This is a genomic window from Paenibacillus sp. FSL A5-0031, assembly GCF_001956295.1.
Taxonomy (GTDB): Bacteria; Bacillota; Bacilli; order Paenibacillales; family Paenibacillaceae; genus Pristimantibacillus.
The window spans coordinates 310,523-330,637 of record NZ_MRTD01000004.1; the positions used below are offsets into that span (position 1 = coordinate 310,523).

A 20,115-nucleotide genomic window follows, 5' to 3' on the forward strand; every position below is an offset into this window, starting at 1 on the left:
AATGATATCAAGTAAAATGTGCTCTTTTAGAATAAACTTCAAACTAACAGCTAATTGATAGTAAACTCCGCCGCCAAAAAGTAAGTATCGTAGTCGCCTGCTTTTCTAAAATCGAGTATATCTTTCACTATTCGGTATTCACCAGTAACCAGTCTTCCATAGAGCCAATTCCAATCAACTGTCCATTCGCTAACATTTAAAGTTTCCAAGCCATGTCCAATACTATTAAATCCGTAATTACCATCTATAGTAACAGGGACTTGATACCAACTACCCTCCATTTTCTTTTCCAACAAAAAATATTCACCATAAATACATTGCTTACCAGAGTTATTATCAAATACTACAGTCAATTCAGTAGTGGTGACCGTTCCTTTCTTAACAGACATCGTTACTCCTTCAAGGTCGTTGATAGTTTTATATTTTGTAAGTTCCCAATCAGTATTTTCTCCTGTATTAGTCTCTTCATTAGCATTAGAGCATCCGACTATTAGGATAAGACAAAGTACGATGCACAGAGTAAGAACAGATGAACAAGATAACTTCTTCATTTAGAAACCACCCTCATTTGTTATAAATCCGTTTCAACATAAAAACGAGCTCGTCAGCAGTTTTGTTGCGTAAAACTGCCCGTTCGTTTAATAATCGCTCCTCGTTTAACCCAAACGCAGCTTTAAATGTCTTACTCTCATCCATATTAGAATGGACATAATCAAGCTTCCATTAAGAGTACCGCTATTTCGTGCTACAAATGACGCTGCAATATACAAAAAAAGAACCTTCAAGCGGCTCCATAGGCGGCTGAAGGTTCTTTCGTATTTAAATATGCAAGTAATCAAGCAGCCTGAAAATCATGGCCGCGGCTTCCGCTCGGCTTGCTGCACGATCCGAACGGAACGTTAGATCGGTATAGCCCGTGATAATACCTTCCGAAACCGCACGGTTGATGGAGTCCTTCGCCCATGCCGGGATAGCAGCTGCGTCTTTAAATGCCATTTCCGCACTTGCTGGCTGCTGCTCGTTAGCCTTTAAAGCATTCGCAATCATGACTGACATCTCAGCGCGTGTAATCGTTTGATTTGGCTTGAAAAACATCTTCCCGTTTTGCTCGTAGCCTTTCAAAATACCCACTTGCACCGCAGCAGCTACATCAGCTCCAGCCCATGCTGGAATGTCGCTGTTATCCGCAAAGCCTGCAGCTCCTGAAGCCGCTGGCAGTCCCAGAGCTTGCACGATCATTTTGGCAAAGGCAGCACGGGTAACCTTCTCTTCTGGATGGAATGTCCCATCCTCAAAACCTTGAATTACGTTCATGCCAAGCAAGCGATCCGCAAATGGTGCCACCCAGTGCGTTGTCGCATCAGAGAACAGCTTTGCTTCTGCTTGGAAAACCGCAAATTTAGTAAAGTGGTTCACCTTTGCTGAAATTGTGCCATCTGCTTTGACAATGCCGCCAACATAAATCCAACGCTTTTGCAGCTCGTTATAATAATAGATGGCCGCTTTTTTGCCCGATTGGACTTGATCCTTCTTGTAGTTGAAGTTAATTTCAACCGGTTTGTTGAATTGGTTGCCTGCTGTGCTTTGGAATTCGACCATCGGACTAAGCGCCTCAAGCGTCCCAGCCGACGGTGCCTCATTCGCCCCTACAACCTTAGCGCTTATTTTTCCGTTAACAACTGCAGCGCCTGCTGGCACATTAAAGCTGATAACATCTTTAATTGCGCCATCAGCCCCTTTCGACGCATCCAAGTCTACTTCTACAGAAGTAGCTGGAGCCGGAGGAGGCGTCACGATCGGTCCTGGACCTGGATCTGTGTTGCCATCGTCTTTTGGCTCACTCGTTACAAAGATAGGATTCGAATAAAACCAAAGATCCTTGTAGTTGCGATCGTTAATTTCATTAAACCGTTTCATATAACGGATATCTAGATCCTCAATCGTTGTATCGTCTTCTGTTCTGACGTCAATGAGCGGCTCGCCGTTTTCAGTTTCGCCAGCTACATTTTCGCCAAGATTAGTGCCTCTTAGTCTAAAATACTGATCTTTGTAAGTTGGATCGAGATCATACGTGATGACATTGTAGCCTTCCGCGTCTGTTGTCCAGTCTTCGCTCGTGAATCTGGCAATGACCTTCGTTGAGTCATTCGTTTCTTTGTTGTATTCATCCGTACCAGGCTTAACCTCACCTGTAACATCACCGGCTATCAAATCTATGTGGTCAACCTTAACGGCATTTGTCACGTCACTTTGGTAAATATATTTGTCATTGATTGCTGGGTTTTCACTTTTAATCACGGCGTAATTGTTTGTCTGCGGGCTTTTGAAACGAATGGTCAGCTTAAGCGCATCGCCATCCTTCACCTTCAAGTTTTGCCCCATTTCGCCTTTGTTTGCACCGTTAGTAATCGTGAAATCTAGTTCATTAATTAGATCACCTGTTGTCGAAAATGATTTGCCTGAACGCATGCCGTCCAGCACAGCTGCCATGTCGCTGCCTTCTACCCATGTATAATTTTTGGAATATTCACCCGGCGCGTAGCCACTGGAATAAAGACCTTGCGATACTTTGAAATGGGAATCCGAGTTGGTGAAATTCCAAAACCGGCGACCTTCTCCAAGCAGCGCGTCCCACACCCCGCCAACCTTAGCAATCATATAGTCGGAGCCGCCGTACGTCTTGGTCTTGGGATTATTTTGATTCAAGCCGGCTCTATCTGGCTCCATCTGATTGCCTGGCATGCCCTCCATCCCAAAAAAGATGTTTGGCGCTATATTGTTAAAATCACGTATATCTGAAATTCGAAAAATCGCATTGCCATTGACAAGCTTTCTGGATGGATGATTAATGATCATATAGCTGGAATCTGCATAATTTGTTTTCAACCACTTCACAGCATCGCGCGCGGTAGCCGCATTTAGTGCAGGTCGCGTAGGGTACTGCAATTTCCACTCCGCTACAACTGCCGGGTCAAACATGCTCTCCGGGCGATCCGTATACAAATATTCAAAAAGGCTCGTTGCCTTTAAGCTGCTTTCTTCGCTATCCGCTAATATGCCTGCTCCGACATGATCGTAGGTTGGCATATCCCACTCAAACCCTGAAAAAATAATTTTATCCTTGTACTTTCCTGCGTCTTTTAGTTTACTAATGATGTTTACCTGATATTTATTAACAGCATCTTTAAATGATATCGGAGAGGGAAGCGAGTTTCCTTCATCATCCCGCTTTGAACTTCTCAGATGATCAGATAAATTCATCCAGTCCATCCCATAGGTTTCAAAAGCTTGATCGAGCACCGTCTGAACTGATTGCTGCGCATCATCTGAAACGTAGGTATGGGCATGGTATTCCCCTGCCATCCATTTTCCAGTTCCTGAAGTCCCAGCCGACTGGTTGCCGGCTTCTGCGAATGTTGTTGTCAACGCTATATTTTGCCCTGCAAAGCTTGCTGTTAAAATAAAAGCTGCTGCCAGCTTGGCCCACTTATTAGATAACATGTTATAATCCTCCGTTATAATGTTATAATTGCCATCTGCCTATATCATGTTAGCTATGCCGCTAATGCTGACCTCCTATTACGATTGATTTGAACAGCTCCACCCAAATGACCACATGTCTAAAATAAGAGATTGCTAAGGCTCTGTCTATGCTTTTGGAGCAAACGATATAATTTCTTAACATTAGAGATTGGAGCAAAAAAATCTATTCACATAGGAGCTTCGTTGTATACTGGCCCCAACTATAAAAAAACAGCGGCAGTCGTGGACGGAAAAAAAAGTCCTAAACTGCCGCTGTATTATTGAGCTAACGTTACCCATTCCCGTTTACTACACATGAGGGCAATCAGGATTTCCCGGAAAACGCCTGTGTCTTATTCAATCCTATCTCTCCGAACGACGCAGCGTCCCGACCAGCTCTACAAAGTGGCGCCCGCGTTCTTCAAAGTTGCAGTATTGGTCAAACGCAGTGCAGGCAGGGCTCAGCAGCACCGTGTCGCCCGATGCGGCTAGCTTGTGCGCATACGCCACGGCCTCGGCCAAGCCTTCGCAACGGAAAATTGGCGGGCAACTCGGAACGCTGCGCGCTGCAGCCTCGATTTGACTGGCCGCTTCGCCGAACAACAGCAACACCTTGACATGATTAGGCAGCAGCCTAGCCATCTCGTCAAAAGGTACGTTCTTATCTCTCCCGCCGGCGATCAGCAGCACTCGGCTCTCGTGCGCGTGCAGCGTGGCAATGGTACGGGCGGGGCTGGATCCGATTGAATTGTTGTAGTAATGTACGCCGTCCACAGTGGCCACGCATTGGTTTCTATGCTCCACGCCGGCAAATGTGCGTACCGTCTCCAGGATTGCCTCGTCCGGCACGGTCCCCCTCACGGCGGTCACGGCAGCCATAACATTTTCCACGTTATACCACCCGGGCAAACGAATGTCACTGATAGGTACCAGACCATCGATCACTCCATCGCAGAGCGTGTGCCCGCCGAAATATTTGGTCCGCCCCCGCCCGCGCAGTGTGGCGGTAGCCGGGTTGTCGCCGTTAAGAACGGCAAGGTCGTCAGCACTCTGAAAATCCAGCAGGCGACGCTTGGCGGCTGTATATTCATCCATGTCGCGGTGCCAGTCGAGGTGATTGGGCGAGAGGTTGGTAATGACCGCCACATCGGGAGAGTGCGTCATATCCATCAGCTGAAAGCTGGATAGCTCGACCGCGCACACGTCCAGCGGCGACATCTCGCCCGCGCGCGTCAGCAGTGGCGTGCCAATGTTGCCTCCCAGATGAACTGTACGCCCCCCGTTTGCCAGCATGTCTGCAATTAACGATGTGGTGGTGGTCTTACCGTCCGAACCGGTCACGCCGAAAATAGGACAAGGACACAACGCAAAAAACTCCTCCATCTCACTGGTCACACGGCTGCCGCCAGCGCGGGCCGAGTCCAGCGCCGGATGGTCTGGGCGCATGCCCGGAGTGCGGAACACGATATCGCCCCCAACGCGGTCAAGGTAATTCTCCCCTAGGCGCAACCGGGCGCCTAGATCGTCCCACTCCTCCCGGGGCAGGGCCGGATTGCGGTCGCGAACGGTGACGTGCGCTCCTGCTGAGCACAGCATTCGAATCAGCGGTGAGTTGCTGACGCCGGCGCCGATGATGGTCACGTCCTGGCCAGCCAGCGATTGGATATAGGTGTCAAAAGCAGGATTCATAAGCACCTCCGCTTAAAGAATGTCATTAAATCAAATATACCACATATTGGAACCACCCTGCCTGCCCGTTAGCCGTTCATTCAGCTCAGTAATCAGTCCACAAAGGATGAATTTTTTTCTTTTGACAATGAATGCGCCTCAAAAGCTAGAGAAAAAAAATAGGACTAGAAACTAGCCCTATTCCCCTCAATATAAATTAAACGACCCAAATAGATCTAGAAGCACTTATGCACGAACCATACTTTAGCACTCAGCTAGAAATCTCTACTTTTGGCACCTCAGCTGCTTTCGGCCGAAATCCAAAACCAAGCAGCGCGAAGATAAGGAAGGCCGCACCTAAAAACAGAAAAATACTATGAACAGAAACATAACGAATCCCATAACCGCCAAGCGTCGGGCCCATGATGCTTCCAATACTAAAGTGAATCGAAGCGATAACATTCGCCGCAGGCAATATCGCCCGAGGCAGTATATCAGCTGCATAAGCGAGACCTAAAGAGTAAAACGATCCAACCACTCCGCCAGCAATAGCGAATAATACAAAGAGCAGCGCGATATTATCTCCAGCCACAGGTATAGTGAAAAATACGAGAGCACCTACCACTGCACATCCAATCAAAACCGGCTTCCTGCCGATCCGGTCACTCCAAATGCCAAGCGGCAGCTGAAGAATTAAAGCCCCGACTCCGAATGCCATAAGCAGAAGCGAAATCCAGTGCTGGCTCAGGTTGATCCGCAATCCATACAACGGAAAGTTGCTATTCATAGAAGCTTCCATGAGTCCATATAAGAAGCCAGGTATAAGGACAAACCACGCGAGGCGGTAGGTTTTTACAAAGCGATTCTCAGACGCTGTTCCTCGTGCTGCCCGCTCCGGCATTTCATTCTTCATACGCAGCACAAGCATCAGTACAGTAACAAAAAATAAACTGGACACTAAGAATGGAACAGCCCTTCCAAGCGGAAGAAGATTGATGCCCAGCGGCCCTAAACTGAAGCCGAGTCCATAAGCCATACCGTACAGCGAAATAAATTTCCCCCGTCGATCCGCTGGACTGGAGCTTACGATCCATAACTGCGTCGCATAATGGAGCGAGCTATCGCCGACGCCAACCAGCAAACGCAAGACGAACCATATCGCCAGCGAATGGGTAAATGGAAACAGTAGATTAGCAAGTGTAACTAATGAAATGCCGACTAAAATGACTTTTTTGTACCCAAAACGCATGACCGGCTTCTCAACGAAAAACATTGTGCAAAAAATTCCGATATACATTGCAGCTGAATTAATCCCGTTCATATCTGACGATACGCCTGAATCCTCCAGCATAATCGAAAGCAATGGCAGCAGCAGCCCTTGACTCATACCGGCTACTACAACAACTAAAAGCAATGTGGTTAAACGAACATGGAAAGAAGGCGAAGCTGAAGCTAAAGCACTTGATGACAAACCTGTTGCACTCCCTTTACTAAAACTATCATTCTGATTTTCTCCTTACACATTGTATACCTGAGAGTAAAGACTGACAACCGCTCATTCATTGGCAGCGCCTCTCGCAATCGCCTATGCTGATTCAGAATTGCCGGGTGCAGCGATAAGTGATAGATTTTTCTCCCTAAACTACAGGAAAAATCCCCCTTTATTTTTACTCCTTTCCCCCTCAGAATAAAAGTTGTTTCCTCTTGAATTAGTCTCCTATTTGCCTATCAAGTTTTCTTACTCCATTGCAAGAAGAGTCGAACTCTATTGTACCTCTCGGTTTGTCGCCACACTCTAAGTACATCCCATTTATACGGTTAGGAGGTGATGTTTTTAAGAGATTGAATGTAATCGCTTACAAAAAAGGTAGTGGTCAGAAGCTTTATATTGAGAAGGGAGATAGTTGACGATGAAAAATTATTCGCGATCAACGAAACGAATGATGAAAGCTCTTTTAGCTGCCCTAGCGGCGCTGCTAGTATTGACTGGATTACCCTTAGGTACGGATAGAGTAGAGGCCGCAACGGCTCGCAACAAAATAATCGTAGGCTACTGGCATAATTTTGACAACTTCTCTACCAATATTCGTTTAAGAGATATTTCTCCGGATTACGATGTGATCCAAGTCGCTTTTGCCGAACCAACAGGTGGCGCACATACTGGCAATATGGTGTTCACGCCTTACAACGCAACAGTTAGCGAGTTTCAGTCTGATGTTGCTTTCCTTAAAGCGAGAGGACAAAAGGTGCTCATATCCATCGGAGGCGCTAACGGCGCAGTGGAGCTTACTACACCTCAGGCCAAAACAACATTTGTGAACACGATGAAGGGTATTATTAATTTATATGGATTTGACGGACTCGATATTGACCTTGAAGGCAGCTCTCTTGCCCTTAACACAGGAGACACCAACTTCAAAGCCCCTACCACTCCAAAAATAGTAAATTTAATTTCCGCTACGCGTGAAATATTAAATAGCTATAGTCCAGATTTCCTTCTAACCATGGCACCGGAAACGGCCTATGTTCAGGGTGGAGCAGGAAACTATACAGGACTTTGGGGAGCATACCTCCCTGTCATCTACGATCTGCGAAACGAGCTGGATTACCTGCATGTTCAGCATTATAATACGGGTCCCATGTTAGGCCTTGATGGTAAAGCCTATTCTCAAGGTACGCCTGACTTCCATGTAGCTATGGCTGAAATGCTGCTTGTTGGATTTCCAGTCGGAGGCAACCCGAATAATATGTTTCCGGCGCTTCGTCCAGATCAAATCGTCATTGGTTTGCCCGCTTCACCACAAGCAGCAGGCGGAGGTTATACAACACCGGCTAACGTGCAGAAAGCTCTTGATTATCTTATAAAAGGTATACCTTTCGGCGGAACCTACGTTCTTCGCAATACCGCTGGTTATCCTGATTTAAAAGGATTGATGACCTGGTCTATCAACTGGGATAAATATACGAACAATCTATTTTCTACGAGTCATCGTACCTATCTCGATCAATATGGTTCGGGTGGAGGTGACGTTACAGCTCCGTCAGTTCCTGCAAATCTTCAATTAACCGCCAAAACGTCCACGAGTGCGAGCCTGTCTTGGAGTGCATCTACCGATGATCGAGGAGTAACGGGATATATCCTCTCATATGGATCAACTTCAACAACCGTTACAGGTACAAGCACAACAATCAGCGGTTTGACACCTAACACAGCGTATTCATTTACTGTAAAAGCGAGAGATGCAGCGGGCAATATTTCTGGCGCGAGCAATGTGATTAATGTAACAACTGATGCACCCGTTGTGGATGTAATAGCACCTTCAATACCTGCTAATTTACGCACGACAAGTACAAGTGCATCCAGTGTCGACTTAGCATGGAACGCTTCGACGGATAACGTTAATGTAACCGGTTATACCGTGACTTACGGTACAACAAACGTGAATGCAACGGGTACAAGCGCAGCAATTAGCGGATTAACCCCTAACACTGCCTATACCTTTACAGTGAAGGCATATGATGCAGCAGGCAATGTGTCTGGTGCAAGTACGCCAATTACGGTTACTACAAGCCCAGCAAATGTTTGCACCGTACAGCAATGGAACACCGACACAGCCTATACAGGCGGACAGCGCGCTTCCTACAACGGCTCTGAATACGAAGCTAAATGGTGGACAAAAGGAGAGCGCCCAGATATTAGCAGCGTGTGGAAATTAATTGGTCCATGCGGCAATGCAGAACCAGCGGATACTACAGCGCCAACTGCCCCAAATAATCTTCAAGCAACAGGTGCTACAGCTTCTACCATTAGTCTTTCATGGGGAGCATCAACGGATAATGTCGGCGTTACCGGTTACACCGTTTATTATGGATCTTCCAGCCTCAATGTTGCTGGAATTACAGCTACCGTTAGCGGTCTTACAGCAAACACAGCCTACAGCTTTACAGTGAAAGCAAAGGATGCTGCAGGGAATTTGTCGGCAGCTAGCAACGTACTTCAAGCCTCAACAACAGCTGGCTCGGGTGGAACAACTTCTTGGGCTGCTCAAACAAGCTATGTTGCTGGCAGTACAGTAACCTACGCAGGCCTCTCCTATGTTTGTCTCCAGCCTCATACCTCACTGGTTGGTTGGGAGCCGCCAAATGTGCAATCTTTGTGGCGGCTTCAATAGTAAAGTAAGAAAATGGACTATGGGCGCAATAACCCATAGTCCATTCCTATCTTATATTACATTTCTAATTGAAGTTTACGGGTATTCAGCATGCCCTCCAGACCCGTAGGATCGTTGCTCACTTTATAATGTACAAACGCTTCAGCTTTATCGGATGTACGAATGCGCAGCGGCTTCGTCTCCATATTTACTAACTGAAGCACAACATCAGCAACGGATTCAGACGTTTGAGGAACGGAGTTTCGCTTGGAAAAGGTATTAATAATGGTGTCATACGTTTGTTTATATTCATCATCTGGAATACCGCCTGTTTTTTCAATATGTGCAAAAACAGTATTGTTGAAATGGGTCCCAATTGCTCCAGGCTCCAGCAGAGTCACATCAATATTAAAAGCAGGCTTGTAATAGGTCGCTAAGCTCTCCAACAACCCTTCAACTGCAAACTTGCTTGCACAATAAATTTCATTTAATGGTTGTCCGACTAATCCGCCTACGCTCGTCGTTGCGATCAAATGCCCAGAGTTCGCTTTGCGAAGGAGTGGCAAACCCGCACGAATCGTATGCATAACCCCGTACACATTCGTATCAAAAACAGCTTGAATTTCCTCGAAAGTAGCCTGGCCTAGTGCACGTAATAGCCCAAATCCTGCGTTGCAAAATAAAACATCCATATAACCGTGTTTTTGCTTAATGACCTCAAATGCCTGCTCTAATGATTCCGGTTTAGTTACTTCCATTTCAATGAAATGTAGATTGGGCTGATCGCTATACTTTGTTTGATCACGTTCTGCATGCCGAGTTCCAGCGTATACGATCCATCCTTCTTCAGCAAATTTTAATGCTGTTGCAAGACCTATTCCGGATGAGGCGCCTGTAATGGCAATAATTTTATTCATGCCTGATTCTCCTTTTTTTAAAATATGGAAGCGATCTGTGCAGTATGATGCCGATTATGCCAAATGAATCGTTGAAGCGCAGCATCAAGACTCATGGCGCCGTGAGTTGGACTTGTAAACGTTCGTTGAAAATCTAATGATTGCAAAGATCGGAGAATTGCTGTAAACCGACTATGAATGGATTCTAGGAGAATTAACGATGTTTCGAGCGGTGTTTCATAATCGCTTAATTCCGCCCATAAATCTTCTCTATACGAGCTGGCCGTGGGATTATCCTCCGTTAGCGCTCTCTTGAAACGAATAAAAGCATTCATATCGTTGTCAGCCATATGGTGAACAACCTGCCTGACGGTCCAACTGCCCGGACGGTATTGTAAAAGCAGCTGTTCAGACGTTAAATTTTGTACCGTGTGCCGCAGAATCGGGGCTATTTGCGACACATCCTCAATCCAGCTTTGCCGAAGCTCGGTCGTTACATGCTGTATGAGTTTAAATTGCCCAATAGGATAACGCAAATCATTCATATGCTCGCCCCCCATTCTTTAATTAACCTTCAATAAACATAGGGATTTCCATCTGGTTAGGATTAGAACTCCATTGTGATAATACACTTCTCGTTGGCGTTCCCATAATAAAATTCAAATCATTGTCGGGATGCAAACTTAGCTGCCGTTCTAATTCTCACGTGATCACCTCACTATTTTTATCGCGTTTTCCTTTAATATTTATAATTGCTGAATGTCTTATCGCTCTTGCATTTTTTATGCTTGTCGCTTCTAATAATTTGTTTAAAATATGTACTGGAGTGTTGGCGTTTTGGGCTAATGACAACCAAACATAGGGCTCTTTTGTCTCAAAAAGGGATTGAAACTCTTTAAGTGTTAAATCATTGCGGCTCGCATATTTAGCAGTGTCCACAACAGTGAGCAATCTTTGCAATGCGTCTGCATCCATATTCCTTTTTATAGCCGCTTCGAGTAATCTTCGCTTTTCAGGTGATGACGGCTGTTTATAAATCAAGCTCTCCATCATCCATTTATGATTATCGTATTTGTTAAACAGCAGCTCCATTTCTTCATGGCTAAAGGATAGTTGAGTGTAGACGTCTATCGCTAGTGTCAATAATGCTTCGTCTACGATCTCTGCTAATCTCCACAAGACATCGTAGTCTTGTTTGGAATGACCTAAATCCATAATAGCAATATTCCTATCTATAAGGGAAAAAGCGATTTGTTTCGGGAGAGGTTTATCGTAAAACGAGATCAGTTTTTTCCAAACCTCCTCCTCCCCATCCGTATTCTTAGCTTCATTGTAAATTTCAAATAATATGTCTTCCGTTAATTCTATTTCCATTTGATTAGAATGTAACAATTGTTCGATAAAAGGATTCATTTTACTCCACTCCTTTCATTAAGAAACGTTAATCCATAGCGTACAGATTATTAAAATAATCAATAGCTTGATCCAATAGTTGTAGATTCATATCCGAAATCGTTTCATTTGTATAATAGGCAAGATGTGGAGTACATACAACATTAGGCAGATCATATAGCTTTCTTTTGGTATTGGGCTCTTCAGGGAATACATCTAGTCCAGCGCCCCGTAATTTCCCACTCGAGAGTACCTTTTCTAAATCATCGTAATCTACCAATCCTCCTCTTGCAGTATTGATGAGAATGGCCCCTTCCTTCATCATTTCAAAATGCTTCTTATTTATGATGGGTTCCAAATTATTTGTCGTCGAGGCATGTATCGTTACGATATCGGATTGCTGCAGTACTTCTTCCATAGATAATTGTCCTGCTTTGGAGCTTGATCGATTAGAAGCGGTTAATACATTCATGCCTAGAGACTTTCCAATTAATGCTACAACTTTTCCTATTTTACCGTAACCAATGATCCCTAAGCTTTTACCTCTTAGTTCAACATTTGGAGCTATTCCTTCTCGCCACCTTCCGTCTCTTATATTTTGATTCGAGGGAATTAGCTGCTTCGTAATAGCAAAAATCAAAGAAAACGTATGCTCTGCAACCGCATTCTCTCCTACTTGAGGGATGCCTCGAACAACCATTTTTTTGTTCATGGGCAAGATCGCTGCTAACATAGTCAGTGTTGTGCGCACGAATTCCAATGTATTTGCAGCTAGCAAACCTCCCCAAAATCTCATTCGGTATCTTTGTATGAATCAAAAACATATCATAACCCGCAAGTAGTTCCTCTTTAGTCTTCAATATATCAATTGTTTCGACAATGAACGTTTGCTCTAATTTATTTCGTTCCTGTGCTGTTAGAGTGATTGTTTTGTCTACTGCACATTGCCATTTCCGCTTCATTTCTATCCTCTTCTCATGGATTCTATAGGTTTAATTTCATAATAATAGAGAAGCTAAGCCGTTTCCAATATCTAGTTTATATAGAAAAAATAGATACAGCCTATAATAAAGCACCTCAGATTTCCTAAAATAAGTTTTAAACTGACCTCAGAAATTGAAACAGCGACAGCCTAGGATATGAAAATAAAGTCCTAGACTGTCGCTGTTTTATGAACTTTCTATCTGCTCATGTTTGCATCGCACTGGCAATTGTCAAAAAGTCCTCCCGACTGATCTCAAAATGACCGTAGCAGAAGGAATACCCCCAATTTCGGTTCTCTCCACATTTCACATGGGACGCGGACACACCACCAATCCAGAAGCGGCTTTGCTCGCTTATTTCATCCATTTGCATACCTCGAAATCCCTTCCTTTTTTAATACATGTTTATGTCGCTTCCCGTACCAGCTCTTGCTTTAAGCGGTCCAGCTGCAGGAGATGGTGACGGTAGTGCATTTCAACAAGCAGAAACCATTCCTCCGCACACAATCCACCGAATCTCGGATGGGACACTGTATGTTGTTTGGACACTTTTTCAAGGGTAGGTTCAATGTCCTTCATTCTCTGGATGACAGTGTGTACGCCTTGAATTAGCTGCTCTTTGCTTTCTGGCTGCTCCGGAGTATATTGCGGGGAAGGCGGAACATGAATACGATTGGGCGGAAAGCTTCCTTGTGAAAATATAGCCATACCAACCTCGGTTTTTTCCGTTCCATGTACCGTGGGATCTTGGCTTGGCATCAAGCATTGATCAAGATTACGAAGCTGCATATAAAGCGCCGAGCTAATGAGATGTTGAAACATCTGTCCGATTGACCATTCGTTGTCACTTTGCTTTTGCCTCAGCTGCTCCAGACTGATTTGATCCAGTTCATGAATATAATATGTCGCAGTTTCCTCAAATCGTTGTAATGCTAGCTTTGTTGTAATCATCATTTATTATCGCCTCTAATCATCTTTTTTCTAAGTATACAAAAACGCTACTGACACCATTATGTCAGTAGCGTTTTAATGCTTTTTTCAGTTCGTTTCTAACCCGATGTCGAAAGGATTCCGGCTCCAGCACAGCCACTCCGCCTCCCCAGCCGAGCACCCAATGCAGCAATTCCTCAGGCTGCCGAACGCGTAAGGTCACCAGCAGCCCTTCCGTATGATCCTCTATGGTTTCTATATAGAAGTTGTTCGATTCCCTTACCTTATCGGCAATGTCAGGTTGGACCCAGATGCGCACACGGATGTTGCGATCGTCTGGAGGCTGGTATGCATCTAAATTGAAATCTGCTGGCAAAATAAATCTATCTTCCAGCTCGATAAGCTCCGACATCCGGGACAACCGGAAATGACGGATATTTTTACGCAATTCACACTGTGCAACGAGTACCCATGACCCTTGAAGAAGCACAAGTCCATAAGGAGCAACCGTACGTACACTTTCGCGGTTCCCATCAGCCTCGGCAATTCTTTTGGAATAGCGGAATCTTATTTTTCTTTCCTCCAAAATCGCTCGACGAATCGCTTCCAAGTATGCCTTCTCTTGTATTCGTGCTATATCTTCAACGGAAGCAAGCAAACGAAAGCTCTTGCGAATCCGGGATGCCTCGCTGCGGATCGGTTCCGGCAGGATGGCTTCAATCTTCCCTCTTGAAGTTCGAGACTTACTGCCATAGTGAAAATCAAACCATTGCTCGATAAAATCTGTCCCGATGAGTAACGTCACTGCTTCTTCCACCGTGAAACTGACTGGCGGCAGGAAATACCCCTCCATTAGGGAGTATCCCTGCCCTGGCGCTCCTATCACGGATACGCCAGCCTCACTTAAAGCCTGTATATCCCTGTAAATGGTTCTCACGCTTGTTTCAAATGTAGCGGCTAAATCCTCGGCTCGTAACACTTCGTTACGCTGCAGCTCAAGCACTATGGCTAACAAACGATCCGTTTTGTTCATGCACTGCACCCTTTTCCGAGAGATTGTTTATGCCAGAATTCCTCCACTGAAAGTATTTCACTAGTGTATCCTAACCGTTAGCTTAATGAAGCAACGTCAGTCTACAACTTTTTTTCTTCTGACAACATATAATTTATAGAGAAATGAAGTCAACTAAGGGTTAGGTTCGTTACAAACGTTAAAATGAACAAGCTACCGACTATGTCGGCAGCCTGTGCTCATTTCACTATCCTATATTGAAAATTTCCAAGTGCTGAAATCCCAGCAACACTCATCTATCAGCTATTCGCGAAGGCGGTTAAGAAGAGCTAATGCCATTTCTCTCGCGGCTGCAACAATTTCTTCGTCCGTACGCTCCGTTCCACTGGCGGCCATCAATGCCGAGTTAATACTGAGAAAGGCCATTCTCACGAGTAATTTCCGTGTGGGATCAGCGTCCTTGCCAGCCACAAGCTCAGCCACTGCCCCAAGGCTGTCACGGATTTGGCCACCGGGATTGCTAACCACGCTCCGCATGAGATTGGGATTCGCATTTACGAAGCGGATGCCGCGCAGCTTGTCTACAGAAGTAGAATCCACCCAACGAAGCACCGTGCGTTCCAGAAGGTCAGGACTCGGTTCTTGGCTGACGGCCCATGCGAGAAGTTCAGCCGCCTCGTTACCGCGGGAGGACATCATTGAATTTACGATGTCATTTTTGCTTTTGAAATGGTAGTATAGCGCGGCCTTGCTGATCCCGAGTTGCTCAGCGATTTCACGAAGTGATGTCGCCTCAAACCCTTTAGTAGTGAAAAGCTCCAAAGCTACACGCTGAGCTTCCGCTTTTGTTTCACTGCCCGTCCGTTTCACTGACTCACTCATACTCATGATTGTCACACTCCTTGCCTTTCACTCATTTTAGCCATAACTCATCACACTTGACAACTTACCTGTCGGCAAGTAAAGTTTATTTTATAGTTAACATTTCAATTTTTCTTCACCACAGTTTGAACGCTCGGTAATCGAGCCGTCATGAAAACAACCATAAGGAGGATATCCTAGTGACTAACATCGTTCTACCAATATCTCCACTACCAGCAGCTTGTACTCTGGATAGGTACTTGTTATGAATCATATCATTATTGAGTTCATCTGTTTATTTCTTGCAGGCATCCTTGCTGGCGAAGAGCTCGTCATTCGCTATGGGGTGCACATGTCTCTGGCTGGTCTAGACGACCAGTCTCAAATTAAAGTTCGTCAAGCACTAATACTTAAACTGCGTGTGCTGGTGCCCGCTATCTTTTTACCTACGGCCGTGTCGGGAGTTGCGGTGCTAGTACTGAGCGGCTCCGAGCCAGGTTTGTTCTTCCGCTGGGCTGGCGTACTGGCCTTACTCCTCTTCATCCTAGTCACGCTCATCGGCACAGTCCCTATCAACAAGGGTGCGCTCGAATGGAAGCCCGACGCGCCACCTAGCAACTGGAAGTTGCTAATCCGCCGCTGGGAGCTGCTTGATGTGGTTCGTTCATCGGCAGCAGTTTTGGCGTTTGCATGTTTCTTGACAGCTGTTGCACTGCAGTATTCGAGCCTGCAATAACAAGCTTTAGACTCATTTTAGCGAAAAAGGCAATGACTGCTTCGGACATGAAAAAAGTCCTAGCTGCCATTGCCTTTTTAAAATCAGATAACAGTTGGTTCAACTATTTAGCAGCCGCTTTCTGCTTAAAATATTCAATAAAATGCTGTATATCCATTTTCCAAATATGTTCGTTTTTCTTTAAACCATAACCCACAGAACTAGTGGATAATCCCAAGCTTACAGTAATGACTACTATTACACTATTTTCTTCAGCCGTTTCTTCATTAATTTGAATGGAATCATAATATCTATATTTCAAAGCTACTTCTTGCTCAGTATTCAACACGTACTCATTGTAGTCTTTTCTAAAGCGTTCAGGATCAGCTAATAAGCCATCATTGTAAGTAAGAGCGTAAATGGCTGCCGTATCAACTATAGCAACAAAATGCATGTAGATTAACACTATTTGCTCAGGGGAGAAGCGTAGCAAATGACTCGTATCCCTGTCTTTCACAAATAGTTCATACTCCTTAATCCGCTCAGCAGGCAATTGCTCCAAATATGAGAATCCTTTGTTTGGTGCTTCTTTTATTTCGGTTATGTCTACTTTCTTTTGGTTAAATTCTGTTGTCTTTATGTCACTTTCGAAGCAACCTGTCAGTAAGACTATGCAAATTGAAAAGATGACTATTCTCATAAGTGAATCCAGTAGTTGCATTTTCCACCTTCATTAGCTTCTAGTACACCATTATTTAACTCAATGACTCTTCTAGAAGCAATATTACTTTCCACACAAGACAGCATAACATCCTTTATTCCCATGCTTTCTGCGTTTTTTAGGAGTTCATTTAACATGACCGTACCGTAGCCTTTTCCGCGTTTGCTTGGTCTGATCGAATACCCTATATGCCCGCCTGATTTTTTTAAGTGATCATTCAAATAATGCCTTAGCTTTCCGTAGCCAACGGGATATGAATCAACGAATAACCAGAAAACAGTCTGGGGAACGTGCTGAGGTAAGAGATCCATGCCTTGCGAGATCGCTATATTTTTACGAATAAATCCAGGAAATTGACTATAATCGATATCATACGCGCTATTCACAAACCCATTTTCTCCCGGGCCTATTTCTACTAACATGTCAAAAATATCACGTCCATCATCTACACTTGCTGCTTTTAGTTCAATCATCTTCTTTAGGCCTCCTATTTATATTTTCCGCATCTACTAGTCTCTTAATTTATTATTATTTCCCTCGTTATAAATAGGCCAATTCCAATACTTCTCACCCTGACATATGATAAAACGATCAAACCATTGCTCAAAATTCATATGCAGCGGCCTCGCTTCATGAAATTGATCAATATGGCCTTTGACCATTAAGTAATGGTCTGAGCCTTCGTTAAAAGCTTTTAAATGAATAACAATGTCATCCTGATAAATGTAAGCTACTTTCAAATAACCTTCATTAGGCTCCTCGTACGTTACTCCAAATGTATCCTGCCACCCGTATAAGTAGGCCTCTCCTCCGTACTCCGGATGGTCAAAGAGGGAGCAGCCATTCGTTATTCTAAGAAAATTCAAATAATCCTCAGGAAGTTTACAGCCCAGTTTTTCCTGAAAAAGCATTAAATCTTCTTCCCTTGCAGGGGGTCTAAATGTACATTTGGCCTCGTATAGCTCACCTTCACGCAGCTGTAAGCTTAATAACCCGTTACCCGCCTCTAATCTTTGCCTTAAGGAAGTGATGGTTTTCTTAATGATGTTGCCTTGACTCATCGAGCACCTCCATAACTGCGAAGCAGATCGTATGTCATATTTCCAAACTTTCTTATGTCGTATAAGTAATCATATCCGCTCGAACCCTGCAGCTGGTTATACATGCGAACCACTACGGCATCGCAGCTCGGAATGACCAGACAGGCGCAGCCTGTAATTCCAAGAACTTGATAAGCGTCACTCGGCAGAAGCTCGCCAATTTGATTCAAGGGAGTATCACTTTGCAGCCACCATATAAAACCATTTCGAGGCAGAAGAGATGGAACAGTGAGTGGCGTATGCAGCGAAGTAGCTCTTGCAAAAATAGGTTGCGGCAGCAACTGTTTTCCATTTACATTGCCGTTTTTAAGATGCATATGTCCCCACATCGCTAAATCGCGCGCACTAACGAACAAATTGCTTTGATCACCTTCATCACTATCGTTTGGCCCCACCCACGTATGTTCATCATCGTAATAATTATATATAAGCTGCTCAGCAGCTTTTGTTCTCCAGCCCGTTTCCTTTAAGCCATATTGACTAAATACATGACTCTCCATAAAAAAACTTAAGTTTTGCCCCGAAATATGCCTAACTAATTGAAAAAGCATGCCAATTCCCGTATTGCGGTATGCCCATCCATATCCAGCAGGAAACTCTCTTGTTATCTTCCCGTTCTCTTCGATTAATCCATGGGTATGCGTAAGCAGATGCCTCAGCGTTATCCCTCGTGCTGCATCTTTATAATCATTGAGATACTGCCCGATTTCATCATCCACGCTGCCTATTTCCCCTTGCTCTATTAATAAACTGACAGCAAGCGCTAGATACGTTTTACGGATTGATGCTACGTTGAACTGCGTTTTTTCATCCACGAGTCTGGGCGCATCTGATGCTGCATGTGTACCGGAATACCATTCGTTTACAACAACGTCGTTTTGTATGATATAGGTTGCGGCAGCTGTGGCGCCGATACTTTGTTGAATAGCATAGACATACTCATTCAGGCTTTGAAAATGATTCGTTACCACTTTCTACACATAATCCTCTCCTGCTTCAGAGTTGATTTACCAATTCTGATTAACAATAATCTGCTGCCCTTACCTTGTCAAATAAACCCAAAAAAGCGGTTCCCAACAGTAATAAACAACTATAGCCATTATTTCTATCCCCTTCGCTTCACGATTGCTATAGGATAAATAGATAATGGGAAAGACATTGAAAGGATGATTGTGACATGCTGCATATTCCTGCCGTACATACTGTATTTCATAAGGAAATGCTTTTTGAAGCCATGGCCTTATTATATGATATCGGTACACCGCTAAAGAGCCAATTCGTGTCCAATGGCTTGAATGATACCTATTCGGTTGAGACGAATACCGGAAAATTTATATTGCGAATTTATAAGCATTTATGGCGAGCAGAATCCGATATCCGTTTTGAGCTGGATTTGTTAACCTATCTTAAAAACTGCATCCTGCCGGTTTCCTATCCCATCCAAAGACGAGATGGCGAATGGTTGACTGAGCTCGACGCACCGGAAGGCACTCGTTATGCTGTGCTATTCTCTTATGCGGATGGCGCCGGGAAGCTTAATGTCGATACAAGCCAAGCTTACGGCAGCGCTATAGCGCAGCTTCATCATGCCATGGATTTCTATGAACCCAAACATGAAAGGTTTGCGCTTGATGCTGCCCATTTGCTCGACGAGCCTCTTCGGGCGATGCTTCCGTTTTTACAGCATCGTCCGAACGATGTAGCGTTTGTTCAAGAAACAGCCGGCAGGCTGAAAGCTCGCCTTGCAGAAGCCGCGAATGGTGCATATGACTGGGGAGTATGCCACGGGGATCTGCATGGCTGGAACGTCTTTCACTCGGATGACGGCAGCATGACACACTTTGACTTTGACTGCTGCGGCGTAGGCTGGCGCTCGTATGATCTATCCGTTTATTTATGGGATCGCGTCCATGGCAGATCGGATAGTGAGAGCTTTGAGGATGAATGCTGGGATGCTTTTCTGGAAGCCTATACAAAAGAACGCCCGTTAAGCGAACAGGATCTTGCGATGATTCCCGTATTCGTAGCCGTCAGACAGCTTTGGCTGATCGGACTTCATACAGGCGGAAGCACCGTTTGGGGATCTTGGCAGGATGATGGTTATTTTGACGGGAAGCTTAAATTTTTGGCGGCTTGGGTAAAGGCGCACAATCTATAATGCGAT

The 20,115-nt window shown here is 44.7% G+C and carries 18 protein-coding genes; 3 read left to right on the plus strand and 15 right to left on the minus strand.

Features of this window, described 5'->3' with window-relative positions:
* Positions 1-50 precede the first annotated feature (50 nt).
* From BK120_RS09745 to BK120_RS09760, 4 genes are all read right to left on the minus strand, one after another.
* Entirely contained in the window at positions 51-551 is a 501-nt protein-coding gene (locus BK120_RS09745; RefSeq protein ID WP_076267291.1) for an immunoglobulin-like domain-containing protein, read from the minus strand.
* A 268-nt stretch (positions 552-819) separates the two neighbouring features.
* Positions 820-3,501 (minus strand): S-layer homology domain-containing protein, encoded by a 2,682-nt coding sequence (locus BK120_RS09750; RefSeq protein WP_076267292.1) that lies wholly within the window; start codon positions 3,499-3,501, stop codon positions 820-822.
* Between the two features lie 384 nt (positions 3,502-3,885).
* Complete coding sequence (gene murD / locus BK120_RS09755; protein ID WP_076267293.1) at positions 3,886-5,211, minus strand: UDP-N-acetylmuramoyl-L-alanine--D-glutamate ligase; 1,326 nt, start codon at positions 5,209-5,211, stop codon at positions 3,886-3,888.
* Between the two features lie 250 nt (positions 5,212-5,461).
* Entirely contained in the window at positions 5,462-6,661 is a 1,200-nt protein-coding gene (locus tag BK120_RS09760; protein WP_076267294.1) for an MFS transporter, read from the minus strand.
* A gap of 439 nt (positions 6,662-7,100) precedes the next feature.
* Here BK120_RS09760 and BK120_RS35905 point away from each other — a divergent pair, with 439 nt between their 5' ends.
* Entirely contained in the window at positions 7,101-9,362 is a 2,262-nt protein-coding gene (locus tag BK120_RS35905) for a fibronectin type III domain-containing protein (protein WP_083681811.1), read from the plus strand.
* Between the two features lie 56 nt (positions 9,363-9,418).
* On the opposite strand, the gene BK120_RS09795 is transcribed toward BK120_RS35905, so the two are convergent.
* The 7 genes from BK120_RS09795 to BK120_RS09825 all read right to left on the minus strand — a co-directional run bounded on the left by BK120_RS09795 (position 9,419) and on the right by BK120_RS09825 (position 15,442).
* A complete protein-coding gene (locus BK120_RS09795) occupies positions 9,419-10,258 on the minus strand; it encodes an SDR family oxidoreductase (RefSeq protein WP_076267295.1) in 840 nt (279 codons plus the stop codon).
* Between the two features lie 17 nt (positions 10,259-10,275).
* Positions 10,276-10,782 (minus strand): YfiT family bacillithiol transferase, encoded by a 507-nt coding sequence (locus tag BK120_RS09800; protein WP_076267296.1) that lies wholly within the window; start codon positions 10,780-10,782, stop codon positions 10,276-10,278.
* Between the two features lie 157 nt (positions 10,783-10,939).
* Positions 10,940-11,650 carry a hypothetical protein gene (locus tag BK120_RS09805; RefSeq protein WP_076267297.1) on the minus strand — a complete coding sequence of 237 codons (711 nt, stop codon included), beginning with the start codon at positions 11,648-11,650 and terminating at the stop codon, positions 10,940-10,942.
* 28 nt (positions 11,651-11,678) lie between these two features.
* A complete protein-coding gene (locus BK120_RS09810) occupies positions 11,679-12,341 on the minus strand; it encodes an NAD(P)-dependent oxidoreductase (protein ID WP_179089774.1) in 663 nt (220 codons plus the stop codon).
* A gap of 676 nt (positions 12,342-13,017) precedes the next feature.
* Complete coding sequence (locus BK120_RS09815; RefSeq protein WP_076267422.1) at positions 13,018-13,560, minus strand: DinB family protein; 543 nt, start codon at positions 13,558-13,560, stop codon at positions 13,018-13,020.
* Positions 13,561-13,627: 67 nt separating this feature from the next.
* A complete protein-coding gene (locus BK120_RS09820; protein WP_076267299.1) occupies positions 13,628-14,575 on the minus strand; it encodes a helix-turn-helix transcriptional regulator in 948 nt (315 codons plus the stop codon).
* 282 nt (positions 14,576-14,857) lie between these two features.
* Positions 14,858-15,442: a TetR/AcrR family transcriptional regulator gene (locus BK120_RS09825; RefSeq protein ID WP_076267300.1), complete on the minus strand. Its 585-nt coding sequence runs from the start codon at positions 15,440-15,442 to the stop codon at positions 14,858-14,860.
* Between the two features lie 238 nt (positions 15,443-15,680).
* Between BK120_RS09825 and BK120_RS09830 the strand changes: the two genes are divergently transcribed.
* Positions 15,681-16,151, plus strand: a complete 471-nt coding sequence (locus BK120_RS09830; protein ID WP_076267301.1) for an anthrone oxygenase family protein — start codon at positions 15,681-15,683, stop codon at positions 16,149-16,151.
* Between the two features lie 103 nt (positions 16,152-16,254).
* On the opposite strand, the gene BK120_RS09835 is transcribed toward BK120_RS09830, so the two are convergent.
* From BK120_RS09835 to BK120_RS09850, 4 genes are read right to left on the minus strand one after another with little or no spacing between them, the layout of a single operon-like run.
* The gene (locus tag BK120_RS09835; RefSeq protein WP_076267302.1) at positions 16,255-16,851 is read right to left on the minus strand and encodes a hypothetical protein; all 597 of its coding nucleotides are present in this window, start codon (positions 16,849-16,851) and stop codon (positions 16,255-16,257) included.
* On the minus strand, positions 16,827-17,324 hold the full coding sequence (locus tag BK120_RS09840; protein ID WP_076267303.1) for a GNAT family N-acetyltransferase: 498 nt from the start codon (positions 17,322-17,324) through the stop codon (positions 16,827-16,829). The genes BK120_RS09835 and BK120_RS09840 overlap by 25 nt, the downstream gene beginning before the upstream one ends.
* A gap of 36 nt (positions 17,325-17,360) precedes the next feature.
* A complete protein-coding gene (locus BK120_RS09845) occupies positions 17,361-17,912 on the minus strand; it encodes an SMI1/KNR4 family protein (RefSeq protein ID WP_076267304.1) in 552 nt (183 codons plus the stop codon).
* On the minus strand, positions 17,909-18,922 hold the full coding sequence (locus BK120_RS09850) for a serine hydrolase domain-containing protein (protein ID WP_076267305.1): 1,014 nt from the start codon (positions 18,920-18,922) through the stop codon (positions 17,909-17,911). The genes BK120_RS09845 and BK120_RS09850 overlap by 4 nt, the downstream gene beginning before the upstream one ends.
* A gap of 206 nt (positions 18,923-19,128) precedes the next feature.
* On the opposite strand from BK120_RS09850, the gene BK120_RS09855 reads away from it, so the two are divergent.
* Positions 19,129-20,109: a phosphotransferase gene (locus BK120_RS09855; RefSeq protein WP_076267306.1), complete on the plus strand. Its 981-nt coding sequence runs from the start codon at positions 19,129-19,131 to the stop codon at positions 20,107-20,109.
* Positions 20,110-20,115 lie beyond the last annotated feature (6 nt).

What these genes read in the sequence shown, in the direction of transcription:
- BK120_RS09745 (WP_076267291.1), bottom strand. Translation starts at nt 551, where the DNA reads ATGAAGAAGTTATCTTGTTCATCTGTTCTTACTCTGTGCATCGTACTT.
- BK120_RS09750 (WP_076267292.1), bottom strand. Translation starts at nt 3,501, where the DNA reads ATGTTATCTAATAAGTGGGCCAAGCTGGCAGCAGCTTTTATTTTAACA.
- murD (WP_076267293.1), bottom strand. Translation starts at nt 5,211, where the DNA reads ATGAATCCTGCTTTTGACACCTATATCCAATCGCTGGCTGGCCAGGAC.
- BK120_RS35905 (WP_083681811.1), top strand. Translation starts at nt 7,101, where the DNA reads ATGAAAAATTATTCGCGATCAACGAAACGAATGATGAAAGCTCTTTTA.
- BK120_RS09795 (WP_076267295.1), bottom strand. Translation starts at nt 10,258, where the DNA reads ATGAATAAAATTATTGCCATTACAGGCGCCTCATCCGGAATAGGTCTT.
- BK120_RS09800 (WP_076267296.1), bottom strand. Translation starts at nt 10,782, where the DNA reads ATGAATGATTTGCGTTATCCTATTGGGCAATTTAAACTCATACAGCAT.
- BK120_RS09805 (WP_076267297.1), bottom strand. Translation starts at nt 11,650, where the DNA reads ATGAATCCTTTTATCGAACAATTGTTACATTCTAATCAAATGGAAATA.
- BK120_RS09810 (WP_179089774.1), bottom strand. Translation starts at nt 12,341, where the DNA reads ATGAACAAAAAAATGGTTGTTCGAGGCATCCCTCAAGTAGGAGAGAAT.
- BK120_RS09820 (WP_076267299.1), bottom strand. Translation starts at nt 14,575, where the DNA reads ATGAACAAAACGGATCGTTTGTTAGCCATAGTGCTTGAGCTGCAGCGT.
- BK120_RS09825 (WP_076267300.1), bottom strand. Translation starts at nt 15,442, where the DNA reads ATGAGTATGAGTGAGTCAGTGAAACGGACGGGCAGTGAAACAAAAGCG.
- BK120_RS09830 (WP_076267301.1), top strand. Translation starts at nt 15,681, where the DNA reads ATGAATCATATCATTATTGAGTTCATCTGTTTATTTCTTGCAGGCATC.
- BK120_RS09835 (WP_076267302.1), bottom strand. Translation starts at nt 16,851, where the DNA reads ATGCAACTACTGGATTCACTTATGAGAATAGTCATCTTTTCAATTTGC.
- BK120_RS09840 (WP_076267303.1), bottom strand. Translation starts at nt 17,324, where the DNA reads ATGATTGAACTAAAAGCAGCAAGTGTAGATGATGGACGTGATATTTTT.
- BK120_RS09845 (WP_076267304.1), bottom strand. Translation starts at nt 17,912, where the DNA reads ATGAGTCAAGGCAACATCATTAAGAAAACCATCACTTCCTTAAGGCAA.
- BK120_RS09855 (WP_076267306.1), top strand. Translation starts at nt 19,129, where the DNA reads ATGCTGCATATTCCTGCCGTACATACTGTATTTCATAAGGAAATGCTT.